General features: G+C 54.5%; 22 protein-coding genes and 1 tRNA gene. 7 read left to right on the forward strand and 16 right to left on the reverse strand.

Annotated elements, in window-relative coordinates; all coding sequences use genetic code 11:
- Nucleotides 1-36: 36 nt before the first annotated feature.
- From dnaG to SIK69_RS11075, 3 genes are all read left to right on the forward strand, one after another.
- Nucleotides 37-1782 (forward strand): DNA primase, encoded by a 1746-nt coding sequence (gene dnaG, locus SIK69_RS11065; RefSeq protein ID WP_319628686.1) that lies wholly within the window; start codon nucleotides 37-39, stop codon nucleotides 1780-1782.
- Between the two features lie 155 nt (nucleotides 1783-1937).
- Nucleotides 1938-3782, forward strand: coding sequence for an RNA polymerase sigma factor RpoD (rpoD, locus tag SIK69_RS11070; RefSeq protein WP_319628687.1), 1845 nt, complete (start codon nucleotides 1938-1940; stop codon nucleotides 3780-3782).
- A gap of 194 nt (nucleotides 3783-3976) precedes the next feature.
- Nucleotides 3977-4390 carry a YuaE family lipoprotein gene (locus tag SIK69_RS11075; RefSeq protein ID WP_319628688.1) on the forward strand — a complete coding sequence of 138 codons (414 nt, stop codon included), beginning with the start codon at nucleotides 3977-3979 and terminating at the stop codon, nucleotides 4388-4390.
- A 37-nt stretch (nucleotides 4391-4427) separates the two neighbouring features.
- On the opposite strand, the gene mug is transcribed toward SIK69_RS11075, so the two are convergent.
- Nucleotides 4428-4934 carry a G/U mismatch-specific DNA glycosylase gene (mug, locus tag SIK69_RS11080; RefSeq protein ID WP_319628689.1) on the reverse strand — a complete coding sequence of 169 codons (507 nt, stop codon included), beginning with the start codon at nucleotides 4932-4934 and terminating at the stop codon, nucleotides 4428-4430.
- Nucleotides 4935-5060: 126 nt separating this feature from the next.
- Here mug and SIK69_RS11085 point away from each other — a divergent pair.
- Nucleotides 5061-5136 (forward strand) — tRNA-Ile (locus SIK69_RS11085).
- Nucleotides 5137-5421: 285 nt separating this feature from the next.
- Nucleotides 5422-5901, forward strand: a complete 480-nt coding sequence (locus SIK69_RS11090) for an Hcp family type VI secretion system effector (RefSeq protein ID WP_319628690.1) — start codon at nucleotides 5422-5424, stop codon at nucleotides 5899-5901.
- Between the two features lie 596 nt (nucleotides 5902-6497).
- Here SIK69_RS11090 and SIK69_RS11095 read toward each other — a convergent pair.
- The 13 genes from SIK69_RS11095 to SIK69_RS11155 form a co-directional block, all read right to left on the reverse strand.
- Nucleotides 6498-6854 carry a DUF4225 domain-containing protein gene (locus SIK69_RS11095; protein ID WP_319786095.1) on the reverse strand — a complete coding sequence of 119 codons (357 nt, stop codon included), beginning with the start codon at nucleotides 6852-6854 and terminating at the stop codon, nucleotides 6498-6500.
- On the reverse strand, nucleotides 6829-7407 hold the full coding sequence (locus SIK69_RS11100) for a DUF4225 domain-containing protein (RefSeq protein ID WP_319786096.1): 579 nt from the start codon (nucleotides 7405-7407) through the stop codon (nucleotides 6829-6831). Before SIK69_RS11100 ends, SIK69_RS11095 begins: the two co-directional genes overlap by 26 nt.
- Before the next feature lie 217 nt (nucleotides 7408-7624).
- Entirely contained in the window at nucleotides 7625-9061 is a 1437-nt protein-coding gene (locus SIK69_RS11105; RefSeq protein ID WP_319786097.1) for an efflux transporter outer membrane subunit, read from the reverse strand.
- 2 nt (nucleotides 9062-9063) lie between these two features.
- A complete protein-coding gene (locus tag SIK69_RS11110; RefSeq protein ID WP_319786098.1) occupies nucleotides 9064-11034 on the reverse strand; it encodes an FUSC family protein in 1971 nt (656 codons plus the stop codon).
- An 11-nt stretch (nucleotides 11035-11045) separates the two neighbouring features.
- Entirely contained in the window at nucleotides 11046-12062 is a 1017-nt protein-coding gene (gene mdtN, locus SIK69_RS11115; protein WP_319786099.1) for a multidrug transporter subunit MdtN, read from the reverse strand.
- A 16-nt stretch (nucleotides 12063-12078) separates the two neighbouring features.
- Nucleotides 12079-12399 (reverse strand): YtcA family lipoprotein, encoded by a 321-nt coding sequence (locus SIK69_RS11120; RefSeq protein WP_374941374.1) that lies wholly within the window; start codon nucleotides 12397-12399, stop codon nucleotides 12079-12081.
- A gap of 173 nt (nucleotides 12400-12572) precedes the next feature.
- Nucleotides 12573-13076: a protein disulfide oxidoreductase gene (locus SIK69_RS11125; RefSeq protein ID WP_319786100.1), complete on the reverse strand. Its 504-nt coding sequence runs from the start codon at nucleotides 13074-13076 to the stop codon at nucleotides 12573-12575.
- Nucleotides 13066-13650, reverse strand: a complete 585-nt coding sequence (locus SIK69_RS11130) for a DsbA family protein (protein WP_319628696.1) — start codon at nucleotides 13648-13650, stop codon at nucleotides 13066-13068. The genes SIK69_RS11125 and SIK69_RS11130 overlap by 11 nt, the downstream gene beginning before the upstream one ends.
- Before the next feature lie 2 nt (nucleotides 13651-13652).
- The gene (locus SIK69_RS11135; protein WP_319786101.1) at nucleotides 13653-15665 is read right to left on the reverse strand and encodes a protein-disulfide reductase DsbD family protein; all 2013 of its coding nucleotides are present in this window, start codon (nucleotides 15663-15665) and stop codon (nucleotides 13653-13655) included.
- Nucleotides 15666-15713: 48 nt separating this feature from the next.
- Nucleotides 15714-16085, reverse strand: coding sequence for a copper resistance protein (locus SIK69_RS11140; RefSeq protein ID WP_319628698.1), 372 nt, complete (start codon nucleotides 16083-16085; stop codon nucleotides 15714-15716).
- A 136-nt stretch (nucleotides 16086-16221) separates the two neighbouring features.
- The gene (locus SIK69_RS11145) at nucleotides 16222-17034 is read right to left on the reverse strand and encodes a MetQ/NlpA family ABC transporter substrate-binding protein (protein WP_319786102.1); all 813 of its coding nucleotides are present in this window, start codon (nucleotides 17032-17034) and stop codon (nucleotides 16222-16224) included.
- Between the two features lie 19 nt (nucleotides 17035-17053).
- A complete protein-coding gene (locus SIK69_RS11150; protein WP_319628770.1) occupies nucleotides 17054-17722 on the reverse strand; it encodes a methionine ABC transporter permease in 669 nt (222 codons plus the stop codon).
- 1 nt (nucleotide 17723) lies between these two features.
- On the reverse strand, nucleotides 17724-18746 hold the full coding sequence (locus tag SIK69_RS11155; RefSeq protein ID WP_319786103.1) for a methionine ABC transporter ATP-binding protein: 1023 nt from the start codon (nucleotides 18744-18746) through the stop codon (nucleotides 17724-17726).
- Between the two features lie 193 nt (nucleotides 18747-18939).
- Here SIK69_RS11155 and SIK69_RS11160 point away from each other — a divergent pair, with 193 nt between their 5' ends.
- Nucleotides 18940-19920 (forward strand): coiled-coil domain-containing protein, encoded by a 981-nt coding sequence (locus SIK69_RS11160; RefSeq protein ID WP_319786104.1) that lies wholly within the window; start codon nucleotides 18940-18942, stop codon nucleotides 19918-19920.
- 50 nt (nucleotides 19921-19970) lie between these two features.
- On the opposite strand, the gene SIK69_RS11165 is transcribed toward SIK69_RS11160, so the two are convergent.
- Nucleotides 19971-20744, reverse strand: coding sequence for a siderophore-interacting protein (locus SIK69_RS11165; RefSeq protein ID WP_319786105.1), 774 nt, complete (start codon nucleotides 20742-20744; stop codon nucleotides 19971-19973).
- A gap of 112 nt (nucleotides 20745-20856) precedes the next feature.
- Entirely contained in the window at nucleotides 20857-22377 is a 1521-nt protein-coding gene (locus tag SIK69_RS11170; protein ID WP_319786106.1) for a methyl-accepting chemotaxis protein, read from the reverse strand.
- A gap of 368 nt (nucleotides 22378-22745) precedes the next feature.
- On the opposite strand from SIK69_RS11170, the gene ygjG reads away from it, so the two are divergent.
- Nucleotides 22746-24125 (forward strand): putrescine aminotransferase, encoded by a 1380-nt coding sequence (gene ygjG / locus SIK69_RS11175; RefSeq protein ID WP_319628704.1) that lies wholly within the window; start codon nucleotides 22746-22748, stop codon nucleotides 24123-24125.
- Nucleotides 24126-24180: the final 55 nt, after the last annotated feature.

Genomic DNA, 24180 nt, shown 5'->3' on the forward strand with positions numbered 1-24180 from the left:
TTGTATGAAGGATGACGCGTATGACATGCGAGGCTTATGGCTGGACGTATCCCACGTGTCTTTATCAATGACCTGCTGGCGAGAACCGACATCGTCGATTTGATCGATGCTCGGGTAAAGCTAAAAAAGCAGGGCAAAAATTTTCACGCGTGCTGTCCCTTCCATAACGAAAAAACGCCTTCGTTCACCGTCAACGGTGAGAAACAGTTTTACCATTGCTTCGGCTGTGGTGCGCATGGAAACGCCGTCGACTTTTTGATGAACTACGACAAGCTCGAGTTCGTTGAAACCGTCGAAGAACTGGCGGCCATGCACAACCTTGAAGTCCCGTACGAAGCAGGCTCCGGCCCGACCCAGATAGAACGCCATCAGCGGCAAAGTCTCTATCAATTAATGGAAGGTCTGAGCGCGTTTTATCAACAATCCCTGAATCAACCCATCGCCGAGCCTGCGCGTCAGTATCTGACGAAGCGCGGTTTAAGCAGCGAAGTCATTGCCCGATTTGGCATGGGCTATGCGCCGCCTGGCTGGGATAACGTCTTAAAACGTTTTGGCAATAATCGTGAAAATCAGCAATCACTGACCGATGCCGGAATGTTGGTGACCAACGATAAGGGTCGCAGTTACGATCGTTTCCGCGAACGGGTGATGTTCCCAATCCGCGACAAACGTGGCCGGGTGATTGGTTTTGGTGGTCGTGTGCTGGGCGATGCCCTGCCGAAATACCTCAACTCCCCGGAAACCGATATTTTCCATAAAGGCCGCCAGCTGTATGGCCTTTATGAAGCGCAGCAAACCGAGTCTGAACCGCAACGTCTGTTAGTGGTCGAAGGCTATATGGACGTCGTCGCGCTGGCGCAATACGACATTAACTATGCCGTGGCGTCGCTCGGCACCTCGACCACAGCCGATCACATCCAACTGCTGTTTCGGGTGACCAACAACGTCATTTGCTGTTATGACGGCGACCGCGCCGGACGCGAAGCCGCATGGCGTGCGCTCGAAACCGCGCTGCCGTATATGAGCGATGGTCGTCAGCTGCGCTTTATGTTTCTGCCTGATGGCGAAGACCCGGATACGCTGGTGCGTAAAGAGGGTAAAGCGGCGTTCGAAGCGCGGATGGAGCAGGCTCAGCCGCTCTCCACGTTTTTGTTTAACAGCCTGATGCCACAGGTGGATTTAAGTACCCCGGACGGACGGGCGCAGCTCAGTACGCTGGCGCTGCCGCTGATTACACAGGTTCCGGGTGAAACGCTGCGCATTTATTTGCGTCAGGAGTTAGGGAAAAAGCTCGGGATTCTGGAAGACGCCCAGCTTGAACGCTTAATGCCAAAACAGGCAGAAAGTGGCACAGCCCGCCCTGCTCCACAGCTAAAACGCACGACCATGCGTATACTGATAGGGTTACTGGTGCAAAACCCGGAGCTGGCCGCCATCGTGCCGCCGCTAACGGGACTGGATCCGAAAAAAATGCCGGGACTTGGCTTATTTTCTGAACTGGTCAACACTTGTTTGTCACAGCCGGGACTCACCACCGGCCAGTTGCTCGAGCAGTATCGCGGCACAAATGAAGTCGCAACCCTTGAAAAACTGTCGATGTGGGACGATATAGCAGATAAGGAAATCGCTGAGAAAACGTTCACCGACTCGTTAAACCATATGTTTGATTCACTGCTGGTCCTGCGGCAAGAAGAGTTGATAGCTCGCGACCGCACACACGGCTTAAGCAGTGAAGAACGCCGGGAACTCTGGACACTGAACCAGGAACTGGCAAAAAAATGAATTCAACGGCTTAAGTGCCGAATATCAATCGGGACGATCCCGAAGGCCGCACCGAGGCGCAGCGGCAATAATATAAGCAGGCCCTCGCTTTAAATGTCGGTAACTTGTTTTCGCCGACCGACACCAATCAATGAATTAAGTGTGGATACCGTCTTATGGAGCAAAACCCGCAGTCACAGCTCAAACTTCTTGTTACCAAGGGCAAGGAGCAAGGCTATCTGACCTATGCCGAGGTCAATGACCATCTGCCGGAAGATATCGTCGACTCCGATCAGATCGAAGACATCATCCAAATGATCAATGACATGGGCATTCAGGTGATGGAAGAAGCACCTGATGCCGATGATCTCCTGCTGGCTGAAAACTCAAACAACACCGACGAAGATGCGGAAGAAGCTGCCGCACAGGTGCTGTCCAGCGTCGAATCTGAAATCGGGCGAACCACCGACCCGGTGCGCATGTACATGCGCGAAATGGGTACCGTTGAACTGCTGACCCGCGAAGGCGAAATCGACATCGCTAAGCGTATTGAAGACGGCATCAACCAGGTTCAGTGCTCCGTTGCGGAATACCCGGAAGCTATCACCTATCTGCTTGAGCAGTACGATCGCGTTGAAGCGGCGGAAGCTCGCCTGTCCGATTTAATTACCGGCTTCGTTGATCCAAACGCTGAAGAAGATCTGGCACCAACCGCCACTCACGTCGGTTCTGAACTCTCTCAGGAAGAGATGGACGACGACGAAGAGGAAGACGAAGAAGAAGACGACGATTCCAGCGACGACGATAACAGCATCGATCCGGAACTGGCTCGCGAGAAATTCGGCGAACTGCGCACCCAGTATGAACTGGCGCGTGACACCATCAAAGCCAAAGGCCGCAGCCACGCTGCTGCTCAGGAAGAGATCCAGAAACTGTCTGAAGTCTTCAAACAGTTCCGCCTGGTGCCAAAACAGTTCGATTATCTGGTCAACAGCATGCGTACCATGATGGAGCGCGTTCGCGTTCAGGAACGTATCATCATGAAGCTGTGTGTTGAACAGTGCAAAATGCCTAAGAAAAACTTCATCACCCTGTTCACCGGTAACGAAACCAGCGAAACCTGGTTCAACGCCGCCGTCGCAATGAACAAGCCGTGGTCTGAAAAACTGAACGACGTGAAAGACGACGTACAGCGCGGCCTGCAGAAACTGCAACAGATTGAAGAAGAAACCGGCCTGACCATCGAGCAGGTAAAAGACATCAACCGTCGCATGTCCATTGGTGAAGCGAAAGCCCGCCGTGCGAAGAAAGAGATGGTTGAAGCGAACTTACGTCTGGTTATTTCTATCGCTAAGAAATACACCAACCGTGGTCTGCAGTTCCTCGACCTGATTCAGGAAGGCAACATCGGCCTGATGAAAGCCGTTGATAAGTTCGAATACCGCCGTGGTTACAAGTTCTCCACCTACGCAACCTGGTGGATCCGTCAGGCTATTACCCGCTCCATCGCGGATCAGGCGCGCACCATCCGTATTCCGGTGCATATGATTGAGACTATCAACAAACTCAACCGTATCTCCCGCCAGATGCTGCAGGAAATGGGTCGTGAACCGACGCCGGAAGAGCTGGCCGAGCGCATGCTGATGCCGGAAGACAAAATCCGTAAAGTGCTGAAAATCGCCAAAGAGCCTATCTCCATGGAAACACCGATCGGTGACGATGAAGATTCGCATCTGGGTGATTTCATCGAGGATACCACCCTCGAGCTGCCGCTGGATTCTGCGACCACCGAAAGCCTGCGTGCGGCAACGCACGACGTACTGGCCGGTCTCACCGCGCGTGAAGCGAAAGTTCTGCGTATGCGTTTCGGTATCGACATGAACACCGACCACACGCTGGAAGAAGTGGGGAAACAGTTCGACGTTACCCGCGAACGTATCCGTCAGATTGAAGCGAAGGCCTTGCGCAAACTGCGCCACCCGAGCCGCTCTGAAGTACTGCGTAGCTTCCTGGACGATTAATTCGTCGCACTGTCGTCTCGCAAAATAAGGACCGCCCCCCAGGGGGCGGTCTTTTTTTTCCGCGTTCAGAGCGGAATTATCTACCAAACAAATGTTTCCGATAAAATAAGGTTGTCATGCGTATGTTTCACGGGTATTTTTCAGGGATCTCAACCAATAAATATCACACTGATTCATAACGTTTCTGGGACCCCATGCAAATGAAAAGAGCAGGCTTTTTGGTGCTATGCCTCGTGCTGGCAGGATGTGTCAACAAATCGCAGACCGGGCAAAAATCGCTGGTTACCCCATTACCCGCTGAAACAGCCGCTCCACAAGCTACTCAGCCAGCCGCAGTGGAAAACACCGTCAGCCTGACCGCAAACGAAACCTGCACCAAAGAACTGTCTGCTCTGCAATCCTACGATCAACGCAGCTGGAATAAATACAGCAGTGAAATGAGTGAGCTAATCAGTAAAACCAGCCAATTTCTCACCGTGAGAGACGATCTCAACCCAAAAATTAACGAGCTGGTGATGAGCGTCTATGACTCCCGCATGAAAACGCTGTGCTACAAAATTGAAAGCACTTTAGGCCAGGCCATGGTCGCACAGGCGAGTCAGCTGTAAGCTGAGTAGTTGAGACTGGCTGGCGAATCCACCAGTCTCACCGTCCTCTCGCGACCAACGCCTCATCGAGTTCACGATACGCCTCAACCAGCTTATCCAGGGTAATACGGCTTAACCCACTCGGGTTAGGTAAGATCCACACCTCGGTATCCCCTACCGTGACCTCCTGTTTGCCCCATTTCGCTCCACGCTGGCTGAACGCCTGTTCAAAAGCCTGCTTGCCCAAAATCGCCAGCACCCTTGGCTGATAGTCCTGCATCTTGGTAATCAGTCCCCGGCCGCCCTCACGCAGTTCGTGCAATGCGACCTCATTCGCCTGTACCGTCGGTCTCTCGACCAGTTTGGTCACGCCACAGCCGTAATCCAGCAGTTGCTGTGCCTCTTCAGGCTTCAATTGCCGGTCAGTAAATCCGGCCAGATGGAGAATTTTCCAGAAACGGTTGGCAGGATGGGCAAAAGGCAGCCCAAGATGGGCGGAGGACTTGCCCGGATTGATCCCGCAGAACACGACTCGCAGCCCAGGTTGAAGAATATCGCTGACCATTGTATGACTCAGTTGAATGGATAGTGGGGAAAGTATAAGGGATTGATTAGCCATTGTTTATAAAAACAGCACCTGTCGCGCATTTACTGGATTGACACCCGGAGTTCCATTATAATTCCCCGCCACGGCCCCTTAGCTCAGTGGTTAGAGCAGGCGACTCATAATCGCTTGGTCGTTGGTTCAAACCCAACAGGGGCCACCAAATTTAAGCAGTTAATACAGACAGTTAGGCCACTCTCGCGAGTGGCCTTTTTGTTATCTGCATTATGATTGCCTCCTTTTGCCCCCTCATACAAGCAGAAGTTCAGAGTCAACAACTGGTCTACTAACAAAAAAGCCCAGGGAAAAGCCGCAACCCCAAAAAAACCATAATTTTATAGGGGTTTTATTATGGGTGCTTATGTTACATTCAGGAGGTTCACTTAATGCTATAGCCCTCTACGCTTCGTGGCACCAAGTCACATTGTTAATATAAGGATATTGAATAATGGCTAACGCATTCTATGCTACAGTGAAAGGTAAACAGCAGGGACTTATTTCTGCCGGGTGTTCCTCTATAGACTCCATTGGTAATAAAGGACAAACCGGTCATTTAGACCAAATCCTGATAAATAGCCTGAACTATGCGATGAGCAGAGAACAGCATGTCAGCCATCACCCTGTCGTATTTACCAAACCTATCGATAAATCCTCCCCTTTGCTGGGCGTGGCTATTTCTAACAATGAATCGCTTGAAGCCCTGTTTGAGTTCTACCGAACCAATGCGTCCGGTGCGCAAGAGCTTTATTTCAACATCTTAATCACTGATGCCTCCATTTCCGATATCTCGGGCTCACACCCACACTCAATTACGCACAGCGGCGCGCAACCGCAAGAAACCATCTCTGTGAAATACAAGAGCATTACGTGGAGCCATATCATAGCAGGCACTAGTGGTTACAGCTTTTGGGATGACAGAGTCTATTAATATGAAGGAGGGATGGTTAAGTTCACCCCTCACAAATTTACTCTCCCTTATTTTTAAAGGCCATAATGCTAACAATCGTTACTAATAATCTAAAGAAGTAAGGTGCATTCGACATAAACTCATTATATTCAGGAACAGAGAACCCTAGAATATGGATGGTTTTCTTATGAAACCTATGCAAATGAAAAATCATAAAGACTCCTGTTAGGCAATCGCACCTAAAACGAGTGTAAGGGTAGTGTGATGATGATAACTTTCTGCCCAATAAATAACAGGTAAAGCGTTAAGATGGAGAGTAGTGAATATATAACTCACTTCCTATCTTTCCCGTGAGCCAACATACTGACAACAATACAAAAGAAGGCATATATTAGCGGGCCATAATACATAAAATCATCTTCTTCTGAAATGGGCATTCCTAAAATAGGGATCACATGAACTCGCAAAACTATCATATGAAAAAGTACAAACAAGAAGGAAATCACAACTCCAAGAAAAATATTCAAAGGGTAATAAGAGGATGTCAATCGTCTATTTGTAAAATATAAAACAACAAGACCAATGATAGAAAAGAACGAATATATATAACTCACAACTTACTCCTGGTAAGACATGTATTGACCTGCAATGGTGTTTGCACTGCCCAGGAATTCGAAATACAGTTCATTTTTTGACATTAATTTAACACCCATCTCTTTCAATCCCCAGAGCAGATCAGTGTCAATATAGCGATAAAGCCTCATTGCATCCTCTTCTAATCGTAGGCCAAGCAACCCGTTGATTGACAAACTCAAGTCTACGAATGTATAAATGACATCAGCATCCTTTGCATTTATGCCTAACAAAGCCCCAACACCTTCATAAATAAATTTAAGTGGGCCAGTATAACTTTCCCGGTAAAGAAGGAAGTATTCATTCTCAACGATATTATTTATACCATGAGCAATGAGCAATGAGCAATCCACCAAAAGGTGCACCAGCACCGCTGCTGGCAACACCTACCCCCGTTACAAACTGTATCCCGCCACTAACAAAACCTACACCGGCAACAATTAAGTTAACATCAATAGTATCTTTGCCATTTTTTCCTTTAGAGACTTTTTTTACTACAGATTTAACTACTATCGCTTGCCGATACTGTTTTCTTGTTAAGACTTCATCCTGCTTTCTTAGGTTTTCGATTTCCTGGTCTAATAATCTCATTGCTTGATCTTGGGTTATTTCATCCGTATTAATTTTAGATGTAATATCATTGGAGTAGGAAACAACCTCACTAATAAACTTATCCTTTGCCAAACTCCACTTCATATACTTACTGGCAATGCTGTTCATTACCTGCATAAGCTCATTCTGCTTATAACTGATAATAACGCCATTGACTCTTTGCTCTCCTCGCTCCCTATCCTCCCGATTTATATACGGGTCACGTTTAATTCCATCCAATTCGTCATACATTTCCTGCATCAATCTATTCATGATAAAACCACTCTTTAATCTATCGTTCATCACAAAACCGTTTGGTTTATATAATTGATAAGCAAACCTTACGCAAGATATTTCGATTAACCGGCTGGCCTGCTTTCAGGATTAAATATAACCCTCAGTTTGTAATTAAGACATTACTAACATCACGGTGTATTAATCTACGGAGGGTCACCAAATTTAGCGCTAAATTCATCTAAAAAAGCCACTCATCGTGAGTGGCTTTTTTATTATCCATTCTTTACACCTTCCCGCCCCCGAGCGCTTTATTCAGCAGAATATCCTTACTGATCCGCTGTCCCTGCATCTCAATTTGTTTGATTTGCGCGCTTAACCACTGGCGCTGCGCTTCATCGGCCATTGCTTCGCTGATAAGTCCCCGCTGGAAACGAGCTTTCGCGTTGCTCATACCTGCCGCCGCCGAGCTGACTTTCTCATCCTGCAACGCCTGTTCTTCCTGCAAGGATTGCAGCGCTGACCCGGTCGTCACCACATCTTTTACCGCCGTGAGTACCGCCTGGTTGTACTGCGAAATCAACATATCCCGCTGGTGACGCGTCTTATCGAGGTTCGCTTCAAGCTGTCCACCGGAGAAGATCGGTAAATACAGGCCCGGAACGATATTGGCCTGCTGGCTGGCGTGATCGAACAGATCGTCCATATGCAGCGCGTCAAACCCAAAGAAAGCTTTGATATCGAACGTAGGATAGAACGCCGCTTTGGCGGCATCGATTTGTTTCATCGAGGATTGGACATACCAGTGCGCCGCCTGTAAGTCCGGGCGACGGGCCAGCAGTTGATAGTTGAGGGAAGATGGTAATTGCGTTTGCGCCACCGGCAACGGCATCGGTCGGATCTCCGGGCGCTCACCGCCGCCGCTCAGCGCCCGGAGTGACTCCCGGAACGCGACGCGCTGCTGTTTAGCCATCGAAAGCTGTTGGTCGATAGTCAACAGCATCGTTTTCGCCATTTCAGCATCTGCGTGTGATTCAAGTCCTCTCGCCGCGCGGGCCTCATGGGAGTTGAGCACAAACGTCTCCGATTGTTTAAGCTTTTCAAGGCGCTGCGTGACCTGATAGTTGGTCTGGATCCCGTAATAGAGCTGCGCTACATCGGCTGAAATTTCAAGCTGAACCGCTTTCTCTTCGAGCTTATGCGCGTTTTCAACGCCCATGATGGCATCCAGACGATCGCGGTGTTCACCCCACAAATCGATATCCAGCGTCGCGCCGAGTCCAACGATCCCTTCGGTGTACCACGGCCCGCTGGTGCCGAGCCTCGGGCGGTCTTCCGCGAACGGGCCGAGATAACCATTGCCCGAGACATGTGCCTCATTGATTTCAGCCATCGCATTCACTTTGAGCTGAGTGCCCGATTCAATCAGCGCCACATCTGACCGCGCCTGGGCCACACGGGCATGAGCCAGTGCAATCGACGGCGAATGCGCTAATGCATGGGCGATCAGAGCATTCAGTTGTGGATCGTTGTAGTGTTTCCACCAGGTCGAATCTGGCCACTGTTGCGCGGTCAGCTTGGCCTCCGGGGGCAGTACGATGTCCTGCTGCTGGATAGGTTTCGCGGCTGCGGGCTCATCTTTCAGCGGCGCACAGGCGGCCAGCAGCACACAGCAAAACAGGGCCAGAGGTTTGAGGTTATTGAGGTGTTGTAAGCGACGCATTGTTATCCCCTTTCGGTAGCAGTCTGCCGGGTACGCAGGCTGAGATTAAGCTGTTCAATTTCGTTGAAAAGGGGCTGTAAACACCCTGCCTCACCCTGAGTATTCGGCGCTACCCGCGCTGTCGGTTCGCCCGTTTCGGCAAGCGTCGCGCAGTACTGTAATCGCTCGGCTGCCTGCTGGCGCTCGACGGCGAAGTCATTTTCACTCTGCCCGGCTTTGAGATGTTCAAACTGATAGATGATTTCACTGAGATGACCGAGCACCTGCTGCGCCGCCAGAATTTCACTCTCCGACTGGCGATTGTCCGCCGACCAGCCGGGCTCCATCGCCACCCGGCCTGCAATCCCCTGACATCCAGCCAACGCATGGCGCAGCGCAATTTCAGCGCCCGCCTGCGGCGAGTGTGTTTTTACCCGCTCGGCGAGCGCGGTGAGTAGACTGCTGACCCGGGTCCAGAACAATTTGCCTTCCCGCTCTGGCCACACATAGCGATGGAAAACGGTGGCAATCAGCACCCCGAGCAGAATGCCGATCACCCTGTCGCGGATTTCGACCAGCTCAAAGGTCGGGCCAAAGCTCTCCAGCAGCGCCAGGGCGAAGGTAAACATCATCTGGATCCCGGCGTAGCTTATCTTTTCCGAACCGGCATAAATCCAGGCCCCCAGGCCGATAACCGGCAGCGACATCGCCAGCAGGCCAACCACGCTTTCGATATGCGGCATGACCAGTATCACCATCAGCAACGCCGCCAGACTCCCGAGCACCGCGCCAATGACACGCAGTAATCCGCGATGCGCCGTGGAGCCCAGGCTCGACTGCGCCACGATAATGCAACTCAGCATAATGGTGTGAATGCCCTGCCAATCCGCAGCGATATAAATGAAATAACAGACCAATGTTGAGAGTAGCGTTTTCAACGCAAACCGGCACCAGGTCTGGTTCATCACCAGACCTTTAACACGGGCATTCTCTTTCGATTCAGCTGGCGATTCAGCAGGCACATGTTGGTAATGCGAGAACGCGGCGAGGCTTTCCAGCATCCGCACCAGCGTGCCCGGTCGGGTGCTGTGAAAAGCGTCCGTTGAGTTGACCGAAAACGCGCTATCTTCAGCAATCGACACGGCAAAACGCTTACAGCTCTCCAGCAGAGTTTGCGCCAGCACCAGTTCATCGGCCTGCGGCTGCGCCGGCAACTGTTGCACCATCTGATACAGGCCCGACACGGTACTGATCCGCGCCAGATGCCAGGCCTCATCCTGCCGATATCGCTTATCGCGCATAATGGCAAAGGCCAACATATGCTGCAGCATCAGCGTCTTTTCCTGGATAGCTGCGGCTGACAAGGCTTCCGGGGGCGGTTCACGCCGAATAAGGCGTTCTGTACGCGCGATAATTTCGGCCAGTTGCGCAATCAATTCAGCCCGAAGTTGCGCCACCGGCTCCTGCGGAAGAAACAGCAGGTTAACAATCAGGGTCAGAATAATGGCGTAGTTAATCGCCACCCACAGCCAGAGGATCATCCTCACCACGCTGTCGGCGTTATCCGTCATATCCGCGAACGTTTGGGTGTAAAAAATCACCAAACCACTGAGGAAAAAGACCACGCCATACTTGGTCGCACGCATCAGGTAAACGCAGGTGAAAAACAGCCCGCTGGCCATCAGCAAGCGAAGCAACGGGTATTCCCAGGTGAGTTTCAGGGTCAGAATCGACAGCCCTACCGCCAGCGTGGTACCGAGCACGAACAGAGTCCCGGTCAGCGTCGATAGAACGATATTCTTCTGCGTGACATAAAAGACAGCGATCAGCGACAGCGCCAGAAAAGGCACCCGCAGCGTCAGCGAGGTAATCATCACCAGCGTGCAGGTAATCAGGCAACGCATCATCAGATTGCCGCGTCCAGGATACGGGCGCAGCAAACGGGCTAGCCGTTGCAGCCCGGTGTCCCGGGCAGGGTCCGCACGTGTAATCATATCGCCTCCGTTCAACGAGGTTGCAGCGTTGCCACCGCAGAGGCACCGACGCGGAACAGGTGCGGATCCGGATTAGCGACCCGGATTTTTACCGGGAAACGCTGTGAGACATGGACCCAGTTAATGTTTCTTTTAACGACGGGTAGCCCTGACATCACACTGCCGCCATCATCGGGCAGCACGCCGAAGCTAATGGAATCCACCTGGCCGTCAAACGTTTTGCCGGTGTCGCTCATCAGCCAAACGCGCGCCGGAGTGCCTTCGTGGATTTTTTTGAGTTCGGTTTCGCGGAAGTTGGCGATGACATACCAGTGGGTAGTATCGATCAGGGTGAACACCGGTTTGCCCGCCGCCACAAATTCGCCCACGCTGGTTTTCAGCGACGCCACGCGACCGGTAAACGGCGCACGAACCTCGGTATGCGCCAGATTGAGCTTCGCAATATCAATCTGCGCGTCAATTTCTGCCCGCTGCGCCACCAGCGCATCGACGCCGCTAACCGCTGCCGCGGCTTGTTTCGCCTGTAATTGCAGGCTTTGCAGATGTGACTGTGCGCTGGCATTGGCCGCACGCGCCTGGTCAATTTCTTCCGCAGAGGCAAATCCTTGCGAAAGCAACGGGGCAAGACGATGCAGGGTATCGGCGGCTTTTTTGGCGTCAGCCTGCGCGCTGGCAATCGCTGCTTTGGCTGAGCCCGCGCTGAATTTCTGGGCATTGACCGAGCGTTGGGTCAACTCAATTTGTCTATCGAGACCGGCGCGTTTCGCCTGCGCCTGCTTCAGCGCGGCTTCGTATGTTGCCGGATCGATACGGAAAAGCAGTTCGCCCTGCTGCACCAGCTGATTATCGTGTACCGGTTGGGCAATAATTCTGCCGCTAACCTCCGGTGAAACGGTAATCGTATCCGCATAAGCATAGGCATCATCGGTTCGCGGTCGGGCATCCACGCGCCAGATAACCAGACCGAGCACGCCAAGGGCCAGCGCCGTCAGTCCAATTAACGTTGTTTTTTGCGTATTTTTAAACATAGTAATGGCCTGTCGGTTAGCTGAAAATAAATAACCAGATTATCATTGAGAAAGTCGCTGCAATTAATAACCAGCTGGCGAGATTTAATTTGAAGCGTTCGCTGAGTTTATTTCCGCACAGGCTGAATATCAGTCCGGTGAGTGCAGCACCGCCTGCGAGGCAATAAAGCCAGTCAGGGAAGGCCGCCCCCAGAAAGGGCAGGGAGGGGGAAAGTGAACATCCCGACAGGGAAAAAATGACGGGCAACCCCAGCAGGGCATACAGTCTTATTCTCATAATGGCAGGCGACCAATGATTAAACGTAAAAAAAGGAAATGACCCGTCAGAAAGGGTCATCAAATTAAAACAGTGAAGGCCTGCATTATAACACCTGGGAATTTAATTACATTGGCGATTATTAGCTTGCTATGTTATTTTGCCGATTTTCTGGTTTAAAAATAAATTTTATGATTCGACATCACAAATAAAAAAGACCTGCCAGCCGACAGGTCTCTTTCGTTATTAAGGCGTTACACGCCTGCCCACCACAATCGCAGTTTCATTCCCCAGCCGCTGGTGAAACCGGTGGTTATCGATTTCACTTCGCCTTTGTCGATAATAACCAGCGTCGGCGTGACCTGGATCTGCCAGCTGCGGGTGAGTTTGCCCTCGGCATCGTTGATAGTCGGAAGGGCGTAGTGCTTACGCGCCAGCCATGCGCTGAGCGTAGCATCATCGCCGGATCGCATCGCCACGCTGACCACGTTGCCGCCCTCTTCCGCAATCTGTGCCACCGACGGGGTGGTGAAACGGCACACGCCGCACCACGTCGCCCAGACGTAGACCAACAGCGGACGCTCGCGACTCATCGCCGCCAGGTCGACCGTTTTACCGTCCAGGGTCTGCATCGGGGCGCTGGCGAACGCCGCGGGCAGCGTGGGTTTGCGGAACTGATCCATCACCAGCATTGCGGCGGCGGCGATCAGCCCCAGCACCACGCCTTCCCGCAGCCAGCGTTTGAGTTTAGCCCGCATCAACTTTCGCCAGTTCTTCTTTCACCAGCGCCTCCAGATCGTCATACGGAATAGCGCCAGGCACCATGGTTTTCCCCACCAGCGTGGCCGGTGTGCCCTGTACGCCCAGCACCTGCGAGAGGATCAGGTTCATCTGTAACGTCTCGCCGCTTTGCCCGTCGGCCTTGATGTTCTCCGTTCCGGTTTTCTGCTGCGCGGCAAGAATGGACGCATCGTCGTGATAGCCCTTTTTCGACATCAAACGCTGATGCAGCGCCCAGAACTGTTGCGGCTGCTGCCGCCAGGCGGTCAGCGCAATGCGCGCCGAGTTGGCCGAACTTTCACTGCGAAACGGCAGCAGTTTTACCACCAGCTTCACCTCCGGGAATTTATGTACGATTTTCTCCAGCTCCGGGTCAAACTGCTTGCAGTAGGGGCAGTTGTAATCGGTGAACGACACCAGCGTCAGACGCGGTTTTTCCGCCCCCATCGACGGCGTATTCGGGTCGTTCCAGAGCAAATTCTCCAGATCCGGTTCAGCCGCAAGGCTGAGGGTTGAAAAACAAAACAGCAGGATAAAAGTCAGAATACGCATCGTTATTGTCCTTTGGCGTCGGTCAGGGTTTGCAGCACGTCATCGCGGCTCAACAGCGGCGGCAGGATGCGCCCCTGTTTCAGCCCTGGGCCATAAATTTGATTGAAAGGCACCGCCACGCTGTGGCGAGCCCGAAGAAACTGGCTGATGCTGTCGGAAGGACGGCTCCAGTCCCCGCGCAGGGCGACGACGTCCGGGGCGGTAAGCGCCTCCTGTACATCATCCCGCAGCAATACGTTGTATTTGTTGGCTTTGCAGGTCACACACCAGTCAGCCGTCACATCGACAAACACCCGCTTGTTATCTGCCAGCGCGGCGCGAATGGCCTCTTCACTCAGCGGCTGCCACGCAATGCGGTCTTCCACGATGCCCTGGCTTCCGCTCCGCAGCAGCGGGAACGCCATTGCCGCCCCCAGCGCCGTCAGCAGCAGGCAGGTCGTGGCCACCCGCCAGCCCCAGCGCCACAGCGTGGCAAGCAGCAAAGACCCAGCCACCACGGCGAACAGCGTCAGCGTTGGGGTCTGACCGATATGCACCGTCAGCAGGCTGGCCAGCCACAGCGCCGAGCCGAGCATCATCAGCCCGAGAACAACGCGCACCACGTTCATCCAGCGCCCCGGACGCGGCATATGCAGCGCCAGCCCCGGCCAGGCGGCGATCAGCAGCCACGGCAAACTCATGCCGATGCCCATCGCGAAGAACAACCCCCATAGCAGCGGCAATGGAGCCACCAGCGCCACCGATACCGCGGTGCCGAGGAACGGCGCGGTACACGGGGTGGCCAGCAGCGTGGCAAACGCGCCCTGCCAGAAATGCCCTGCCAGACCGTTGCCCCCCCGGGTCGCCAGGAAGGTGGATACCCCAGAGGAGAGCCGGATTTCAAACAGTCCAAGCAGGCTGGCACTGAACAGCACCATCACCAGCGCCATCGCCGCGATAAACCACGGGTTCTGGAACTGGATGCCCCAGCCGAGCGCCTGATTGCTAAGGCGCAGCGCGGTCATCATCAACGCCAGCGCCAGGAACGAGGTCACAATTCCGGCGACCGAGGCTAGAAACTGCTGGCGCACCTGGCGACGGCTGTGGGTCGGCGTGTGCACCAGCGTGCCGAGTTTCATCGCCAACACCGGCAGCACGCACGGCATCACGTTGAGGATCAGCCCACCCGCCAGCGCCATCAGCAGCACCCAACCGAGGGACAGCGTGGTGTCGCTCACGCTGGCTTCTCCCACGGCCACGCGGCTTTCCTGGGCCTGGCCGCCATCTGCCAGCAGCAGAGAAATGGTTTTGCCGCGCAGATCCGGGGCGGTTTCACCCCAGCCATCGCTCACCGGCAAGGTGGCCGTCAGGGTTGGGCCGTCAATCTGATAGGTGGGTTTGCCGAAATCAGTGTCGGCGAGGGTACCGATAAACAGTTTAGGCTTTTGCCAGCCTGCGCCACGGGTCGCGGTGACGGTCAGTTTGCCGGGGCTATAACCCGCCTCGAGCTGCGATGTCAGGCCATCCTGCAACGGCAACGTGCCCATCGCTCGCGTGAAGTCGTAGCTGAAATCCGCACCGGTGGGGGCGTTCATGTCTAGCGTAAAGGGATAGTCGGTGAGAATGCAGACGTTGCTACAGGTCGAGAGCGTCAGCACGCCCGCCAGTTTCTCCGGCAGTTTGCCGTGCAGCGTTATCGGGAACGAGACGTTGCCGTGATAGCCCTGGGTAGAAATGCCAGCCACCTCAAAACGCTGTGGCACCGGCCAACGCCAGTCCATCTCCAGCGGCGTCTGCCACGTTATCGCGGGCGCAATGCCGCCTTCTCCCGGCGATCGCCAGTAGGTTTTCCAGCCTTTTTCGAGGGTCACATCGAGCAGCATCTGCACGTCGCCACCCGGCTGAGCCTGGGTGCGCAGCCTGACGCTGGCATGGTCGTTATCGGCGGCGCGCAGCCAGCCGCTGTCGGCTGCATGGCTGACGGGCAGCCATAGCCAGAGCAGGCAGAGCACAAGCTGCCTGAATAAAATTCGCATTCGTTTTCTCCGTAAATGATTGATTAACCTGAACTGCCAGGTCAGTTATCACTCACGGAAGACGCATAATCGCAGATGCACCCGTAGCCGGGGGGGAGAGATGACGCGCGGCGGCCATTGGCGTTCCGGGCGTTGTGGCACGGCGGCAAGCACCGTCATCAGCAGGGCTATGCCAAACATCGCCCCTTCAAACAGCACCGGCGGCACGGCCATCAGGGATTTGGCGCTCAGCTCGCAGGGGGTGACCGGTGCCTCGCTGTCGCTGCTCTGTTCAGTGGATTGTTGAAGAGATTGCTGCGCTAGCGGGGAGGCGTTCATCATCAGCGCGTGCAGCCCCGCCATGCGCTGCGCGGTGCAGATAAGCACCACCAGACATGCCAGAGCGACAAGAAGCAAAGCTTTACGCTGACGTGAAATCATAAACGCCTCAATAGAATTTGAGGCTTATCTTAACGGGTGAAGGGGCAGAGTGCTGTAAAGAAGTGTCTGGGTGAGGAACGATGCAGCTAGTGCCCCTCACCCTAACCCTCCCCCTTGGGGAGAGGGTATCTATCAATCAATTATTAACCGGAATGACTGCGCCTTTATATTTGGTGCGGATCCAATCCTGAATTTCCTTCGAGTGCAGCACGTTCACCAGCGCCACGATATCCTTTTTCTTCTCGTCGCCGCGATGCACGGTAATGATGTTGGCATACGGGTTGTTCTCACCGCTTTCAACGGCGATAGGATCGTGTACCGGGTCCAGGCCTGCGTCGATGGCGTAGTTGGCGTTAATCACCACCGCCGCGCCCTCATCGTTGTTGTACATCTGCGGCAGCAACGACGCTTCAACGTTCGGCAGGAACTTCAGCTTTTTCGGGTTCTCAACGATATCGCTGATGCGTGCAGTGACTTTATCAATCCCCGGCTTAAGCTTAATCACGCCCTCTTTTTCGAAGATAGAGAGGATACGGCCTTCTTCTGACACCGCATCACGCATGATGATTTTGCCGCCTTGCGGCAGATCTTTCAGGGTCTTATATTTCTTCGAGTAGATACCAATAGGCTCGATGTGAATCGCCCCAGCGCTGACAAAATCGTAATCTTTATCGCCCGCATGATCTTTCAGGACGCTGTTCAGATACGGAATGTGCTGGAAATAGTTCGCGTCGATTTCACGCCCGGCCAGTGCCGTATTCGGCAGGATGTAGTCCTGGAAACGTTTGATTTCCAGATCGATCCCTTCTTTGGCCAGAATCGGTTTCGCCTGCTCGAGGATTTCGGCATGCGGCACGTTAGACGCGCCCACGGTCAGGGTATCGGCCCAGGCAGCAAAGCTCAGGGCGCTCAGGGTGGCGGCGGCAATCAATGTCAGTGTTTTTTTCATGATGTGTAGTCCCAAAGAATTATCGTTTATCTAAAAGAGAAGTGACCACGTCGCCGCAAAACTGAATGATGAAGACGATGACCAGAATGGTGACCGTCGCCACCAGCGTGACGTCGTTATGGTTACGCTGGAATCCTTCCAGATACGCAAGATTGCCTAAGCCACCTGCGCCAATCACCCCGGCCATTGCGCTGTAACTCACCAGCGCAATCAGGGTGACGGTAATGCCCGAGACCAGCGCCGGGGAAGACTCCGGCAGCAGGACGCGAAAAATCAGGGTCGACAGACGCGCGCCCATCGAACGCGTGGCCTCAATCACCCCTTTGTCGACTTCACGCAGGGCAATTTCCACCAGACGCGCATAAAACGGGGCCGCACCGACAATCAACGCCGGGAGGGCGGCATCCGCACCAAGAATAGTGCCGACAATCGTCTTGGTGAACGGGATCAGCAACACAATCAGGATGATGAACGGAATCGAGCGGAAGACATTCACTACCACCGAAATCACGCTGTACACCGCCCGGTTGTGGAACAGGCCACCTTTAGCGGTCAGGAACAGCGCCAGCCCCAGCACGATGCCCAGCACAAAGGTCGCGATCCCGGAAAAGGCGGTCATGTACAACGTTTCCTGCGTCGCCGCCCAGAGGGCATCCAGGTCAAGATGCGGGAACCATTGCTCAGTCAGATTAGCCATGCTTAATTACCTCGCCGTCGATATCGCTGTGCTGCAAATCCGCGAGGATGTTGTTCAGCTGTTCATCAGTCGCCACCACGTGCAGCCAAAGCTGGCCGAACACGCCGTGCGCCGTTTGGGTCATTTTGCCGTGCAGAATGTTGAACGGCAGGCCGTAGCGTAGCGTCAACTCGCCCACCACCGGCTGATGCGTGCTGTGCCCGGTAAAGGTCAGTTTGATAACGCTGCCCTGCAAATCGTTCGCCAGCGCCGGATTAAACGCTTCGTCGTCGGCATACTGGCTGACCTGGCGCACAAACTGCCGGGTAATCGGCTGCTGCGGGTGAGTAAAGACGCGGATAACCTCGCCCTCTTCCACTACGCGGCCATTTTCCATCACCGCCACCCGGTCGCAAATCTTGCGCACCACGTGCATTTCGTGGGTGATAAGCACGATAGTCAGGCCGAAACGACGGTTGATATCGAGCAGCAAATCGAGGATCTGATCGGTGGTTTGCGGATCGAGTGCCGAGGTGGCTTCGTCGCACAACAGCACATCCGGGCTATTCGCCAGCGCCCGGGCAATACCCACCCGCTGTTTCTGCCCGCCGGAAAGCTGCGACGGATAGGCATTTTCGCGCCCGGTCAGTCCAACCAGTTCGATAAGCTCCGCCACGCGGGCTTTAATTTGTGCTTTCGGTGCGCCAGCGATTTGCATCGAAAAGGCGATGTTGTCACTGACGGTGCGCGACCACAGCAGGTTGAAATGCTGGAATACCATACTGATTTTCAGCCGGGCGCGGCGCAGGCTTTCCCCTTTCGCCGCTGAGATATCCTGGCCGTTAATGACCACGCTACCGGAAGTCGGTTTTTCCAGGCCGTTCAGCAGACGGATCAAGGTGCTTTTACCCGCGCCGCTGTAGCCGATAATGCCGTATATCTGCCCCTGTTCGACCGTCAGACTGACGTCGTCCACGGCAGTGATGGGCGTTTTGCCGTGGTCAAAAATTTTGCGGATTTGGTTAAGTACAATCATTATTTTTAGATGTATAGAGCTATAGACGTCCAGACGGTAACATCACTTGTATGAATAACTCAACAACAAAATGCGCATATCGATATATCACGATGTGCTAACAGGCATTTTTGCGATTTGTCGCTGACAGTCCCAACGGCGCAGTGGTAATCTGCCAGCCACTCTGCGGGCCTGGAAGCTGAACCAACGCGCCATGAATAAACCCATTAAAAGACTGGAAATCATCAAGAATGCGATAGAGCTGGAGGATGAAGAGATCATCCACAGTCAGCTGTTGCAGTTAAAAAAAGAGGCGCTGGATGAGGGGCTGAACGCTATCGTGTCGGCGCTGGAAGATAAGCACTATGCGGATGCGGTCGCAGCAATCGATGTCTGGTTGCAGAACCAGCGGGCGCTGGCACCCTGGCAAGATCCGCGCATCGCGGCTAACAAGCTGGAGCTGAAAACGCTGGAGGCCGAGCTACAGGAACTGCTCGATCGTCGCAGCGCACGTATTCAGCGGCTGGATGAATTTAACGATCTGTACATGACCCGGCTCGGACCATTGATGACCGAGATCCTGCGCCTGCGAAAAGTGCTGGCGGAAAAAATAGTGCGCCGTCAGCGACGGGAAGGCAGCCAGAGTGAACCGATTGCCGAGGAGTCTGCCCGCCAGGCCGATGCCGCCAGTCAGGATTATGAGTCGTATCGCCAGCGCCATCAGGAAGCCCAGCGCCACCAGGCGGCGCAGCAGCGCCTGGCGGAGTCAGACCGTCAGGAGCTGAAGAAGCTCTGGCGTCAGGCCAGTAAGTTGTGCCATCCGGATCTGGTGGATGATGAGCTGAAAGCCGAAGCAACCACGCTGATGGTGCGGCTCAATCAGGCGCGCCAGCAGGGCGATCTCACTACGGTGCGGACAATCCTCGCCCGATTAATGAAAGGCCAGCAGCCGATGATGGCCAGCGAGCGGCTGAACAGCCTGGAGCGCCTGCGCGAACGGGTAGCCGAGATCCGTCAGCAAATCAGCGCCCTGAAGCTGGAGCTGAGCGGTCTGGAAAAAGAAGGAGCATGGCAGCTGGTGACGACCCTGCGCGATCAGGAAGGCTATTTTCACCAGCAGGAGAAAGCGATGAGCAACACCATTCGCACCCTGGAGAAACAGATTTTTGATGCAGGATTTGATGAGGTGGCGTGATCCCCCCTCATTCTAGCCCTCTCCCCTGTAGGGAGAGGGGCAACTGCAAACTACTTCTGGTGCCAGTACGCCTGCGACCGCACCAGCTGCGGGTCCATCGCCTCGGTCACAAAGCCATCCAGCCATGATTTCACCGCCGCGCCTTCGCCGGTCAGCCAGAGGAAATAATCCTCCTGCGGTACGCGTAACGCCGCCAGTTTATCGGCTACCGCCTGCTGACTGTGGCCCACCACCCAGTCAATTTCAAACCCGCAATCCGCCAGATAATCCTGATATACGGCATCGGCGATGGTAACAATCGCCTTCACCTGCGGGCGCTGTGGTAACTGGCGCAGCGCGGCAAAACGACGAAGCAGCGCAGGCATTCCCGACTCATCACAAACGTACAGCTGCCAGGCGTAATCCTCCGGTACTACCAGCGATCCGCGCGGGCCACCGATGGTCAGCGTGTCACCCACGTTGGCGTTCACCGCCCATTGGCTCGCGACCCCGCCATCATGAATGAAAAAGTCATACGCCAGCTCATGCGTTTCGGCGTTGTACAGCGGCGTGTAATCCCGCGTCTGAGGGCGCACCCCGTCGGCCCAGACAATCCCCTCGTCCGTCACTGTGGGGGGCGTGATACGGCTACCCTTTTCGGCGAAAAACAGCTTGGTGTGATCGTCAAATCCGGCTGAGGTAAAGCCTGCCAGCGCCTCGCCGCCCAGCACGATACGCTGAAAAGCCTGGCTGATGCGCTCCACGCGCAGGACGGTCAGCTCGCGAAAGCGTAGCTCATTGCGCACTCGCTTCGGATATTTCTTCTGAGGGCTCGAAGGGGTCATAAGGTCATCTCATCATCTATTGTCATTGGTATTAATCGTAAATGATAATGATTTACAACAAAACCAAAAGTGCATGATGTGCGGTCTTTGCCCGATACGCCCTTCGTCAGGATTAATGCAGCACCGTGACCGCATCCTGCAAACGCCCGGCCCGGTGTTTGACCATCGCCGAGACGTGGGCGCTCTCCTCCACCAGTCCGGCGTTTTTCTGGGTGATGGCATCCAACTCCGCCACCGCGCGGGTGAGATCCGACAGGCCCGCCGCCTGCTCTGAAGTGGAAAGGCTGATTTGCGCAATCAGCCCGGTCACATTGCGCACCTGGCTGACAATATCGTCCATGGTTTTACCCGCGGCATGAACCTGATCGGAGCCGGACTGCACCTTGCTGGCGCTGGCGTCGATCAGCTTACGGATATCGTTCGCAGCGCTGGCACTGCGGCTGGCAAGATGGCGCACTTCACCCGCCACCACTGCGAAGCCTTTGCCCTGCTCCCCGGCACGCGCCGCTTCCACTGCCGCATTCAGCGCCAGAATATTGGTCTGGAAGGCGATGTCGTTGATAAGCTTGGTAATCGAACCGATGCGCTGGGTGCTGTCGGCAATCTCATCCATGGTTTTTACCACCGTATGCATCGCCTGGCCGCCGTGCGTCGCCGCCGCACTCGCGGCATTGGACAGTTTGTCCGCTGCAGTCGCGGTTTCGGCGTTGTTCTGCACCGAGGCCGCCATCTGGTTCATGGTAGTCACCGTCTGCTGCACGTTTTCTACCGTCTGGCGAGTGCGCTCGTTAAGGTCATTATTGCCCTGCGCCAGCGTTTCACTGCCCTGACGGACGCTCGCCACCTGGCCAGATACATCATGGATTAGCCAGCGGCACATCAGCCCCAACTGCCCGACCGAGCGTAAAATCAGCCCCAGTTCGTCGCTGCGATTCAGGTGTGTGACGCTGTTCCGCTCGCCGGTGGCGACGTTCAACGCCTGACGGGCGACGTTCTCCACCGGGCGGACAATCTGCCATTCAATAACGGCGGTGCCGACCAGCAGCATCAGCGTGCTGACGCCAATGACCAGCCCGTGCGCACCGGTGGCGAATAAGGAGGCGGTTAGCAGTAGCCACAGCAGCGTCATCAGCGCTCTCACGCGCCAGCGCAGCGCCATACCCGGCAATTTCCCCCACCAGCGCTGGCTCACCACCAGCCCTTTGCGAACCCGCCTGGTGCTGCGCCCTTGGTTCAGCGCTTTATACAGCGGTTCTACCGCAGCGATCTCTTCCGGCTGGGCTTTGGTGCGAATCGACATATAACCGCTGATTTTGCCGCCGCGCACCATCGGCACCGCATTGGCACGCACCCAGTAGTGATCGCCATTCTTGCGGCGGTTTTTGACGATCCCGCTCCACGGCTCGCCCTGTTGCAGGGTGGCCCACATATCGGCAAACGCCGCCTTGGGCATATCCGGATGACGCACCAGGTTATGCGGCTGCCCGGTCAGTTCCTCCAGGCGATAACCACTGACCTTCACGAAGGTGTCGTTGGCATGGGTGATATGGCTTTGCAGGTCGGTAGTGGACATTAAAGTGGTGTCATCGTCGAGCGCATAATCACGCTGCGTGACAATCAATGGAGCTGACATTTACGCGTCCTTGACTGATTTAGTGGTTATTAATTTTTCTCTTAATTGTTATTTCGGCGATAACCACTTTAACTTTAATTGTTAAAGTTGATGCAGATCGCAATTTGTGTTTAAGCCCCTAATTTTGGTGGGGCTTCAGACGGGTGCAACGACTGCACCACCCTGAGGCAGCCGTTCAATAAAATGACCGTTTGATGAATTTATACTCAGGAGTAAAAACCGCCGAAATGTTATGGAAATGATTAAATTTTGTAACACAAGGCCCTGCACAGGCGTTTATCCCGATTTTCTCGTTCCGCTCCTGGCTGGCGTAATCCCTGCAATACTTAAATCAGTATCATGTGATACGCGGTGTACAGGAGCATATTTTGAACAGGTTACCTTCCAGCGCCTCAGCTTTAGCCTGTAGCGCGCACGCACTGAATCTCATCGAAAAGCGCACGCTTGACCATGAGGAGATGAAAGCTCTGAACCAGGAGGTCCGGGAATACTTTAAAGAGCATGTGAATCCGGGGTTTTTAGAGTATCGAAAATCTGTTACCGCCGGCGGGGATTACGGAGCCGTAGAGTGGCAAGCGGGAAGTCTGAATACGCTTGTCGACACCCAGGGACAGGAGTTTATTGATTGCCTGGGTGGCTTTGGAATTTTCAATGTGGGGCACCGTAATCCAACAGTGGTTTCCGCCGTACAGAATCAGCTCGCCAAACAACCGCTTCACAGCCAGGAACTGCTCGATCCGCTGCGGGCGATGCTCGCCAAAACCTTAGCGGCGCTGACGCCGGGTAAACTGAAGTACAGCTTCTTCAGCAATAGCGGCACTGAGTCCGTTGAGGCGGCGCTCAAGCTCGCCAAAGCGTACCAGTCACCGCGCGGGAAGTTCACCTTTATTGCCACCAGCGGCGCGTTCCATGGCAAATCGTTGGGCGCACTGTCGGCGACGGCAAAATCGACCTTCCGCAAACCGTTTATGCCGCTGCTGCCGGGCTTCCGCCACGTGCCGTTCGGGGATATCAACGCAATGCGCACCGTTCTGAGCGAATGCAAAAAGACCGGTGATGACGTGGCGGCGATTATCCTCGAGCCGATTCAGGGCGAAGGTGGGGTTATTCTTCCTCCGCAGGGTTATTTGCCCGCCGTGCGTAAGCTGTGTGATGAGTTTGGCGCGCTGCTTATTCTCGATGAAGTGCAAACCGGGATGGGCCGCACCGGGAAGATGTTCGCCTGCGAGCATGAAAACGTGCAGCCGGACATTCTGTGCCTGGCGAAAGCCCTCGGCGGCGGTGTGATGCCGATTGGCGCGACGGTAGCGACCGAAGAAGTTTTCTCGGTACTGTTCGACAACCCGTTCCTGCACACCACCACCTTTGGCGGTAACCCGCTGGCCTGTGCGGCCGCGCTGGCAACCATCAACGTGCTGTTGGAGCAGAACCTGCCCGCGCAGGCTGAACAGAAAGGTGACATGCTGCTGGACGGTTTCCGTCTGCTGGCGCGTGAATACCCGGACCTGGTGCAGGAAGCGCGTGGGAAAGGGATGCTGATTGCGATTGAGTTTGTTGATAATGAAATCGGCTACACCTTTGCCAGCGAGATGTTCCGCCAGCGCATTCTGGTGGCCGGCACGCTGAACAACGCCAAAACCATTCGCATCGAACCGCCGCTGACGCTGACCGTTGAACAGTGTGAGCAGGTGCTGAAAGCGACCGGTAAAGCGCTGGCCGCACTGCGGGTTTCCGTGGAGCAGGCCTGAAGATAGTTGCGTAAACCCTCGCCCGGTGGCGCTGCGCTTCCGAGCCTACAAACCT

Source organism: Scandinavium lactucae (genome assembly GCF_033843265.1).
Classification (GTDB): domain Bacteria; phylum Pseudomonadota; class Gammaproteobacteria; order Enterobacterales; family Enterobacteriaceae; genus Scandinavium; species Scandinavium lactucae.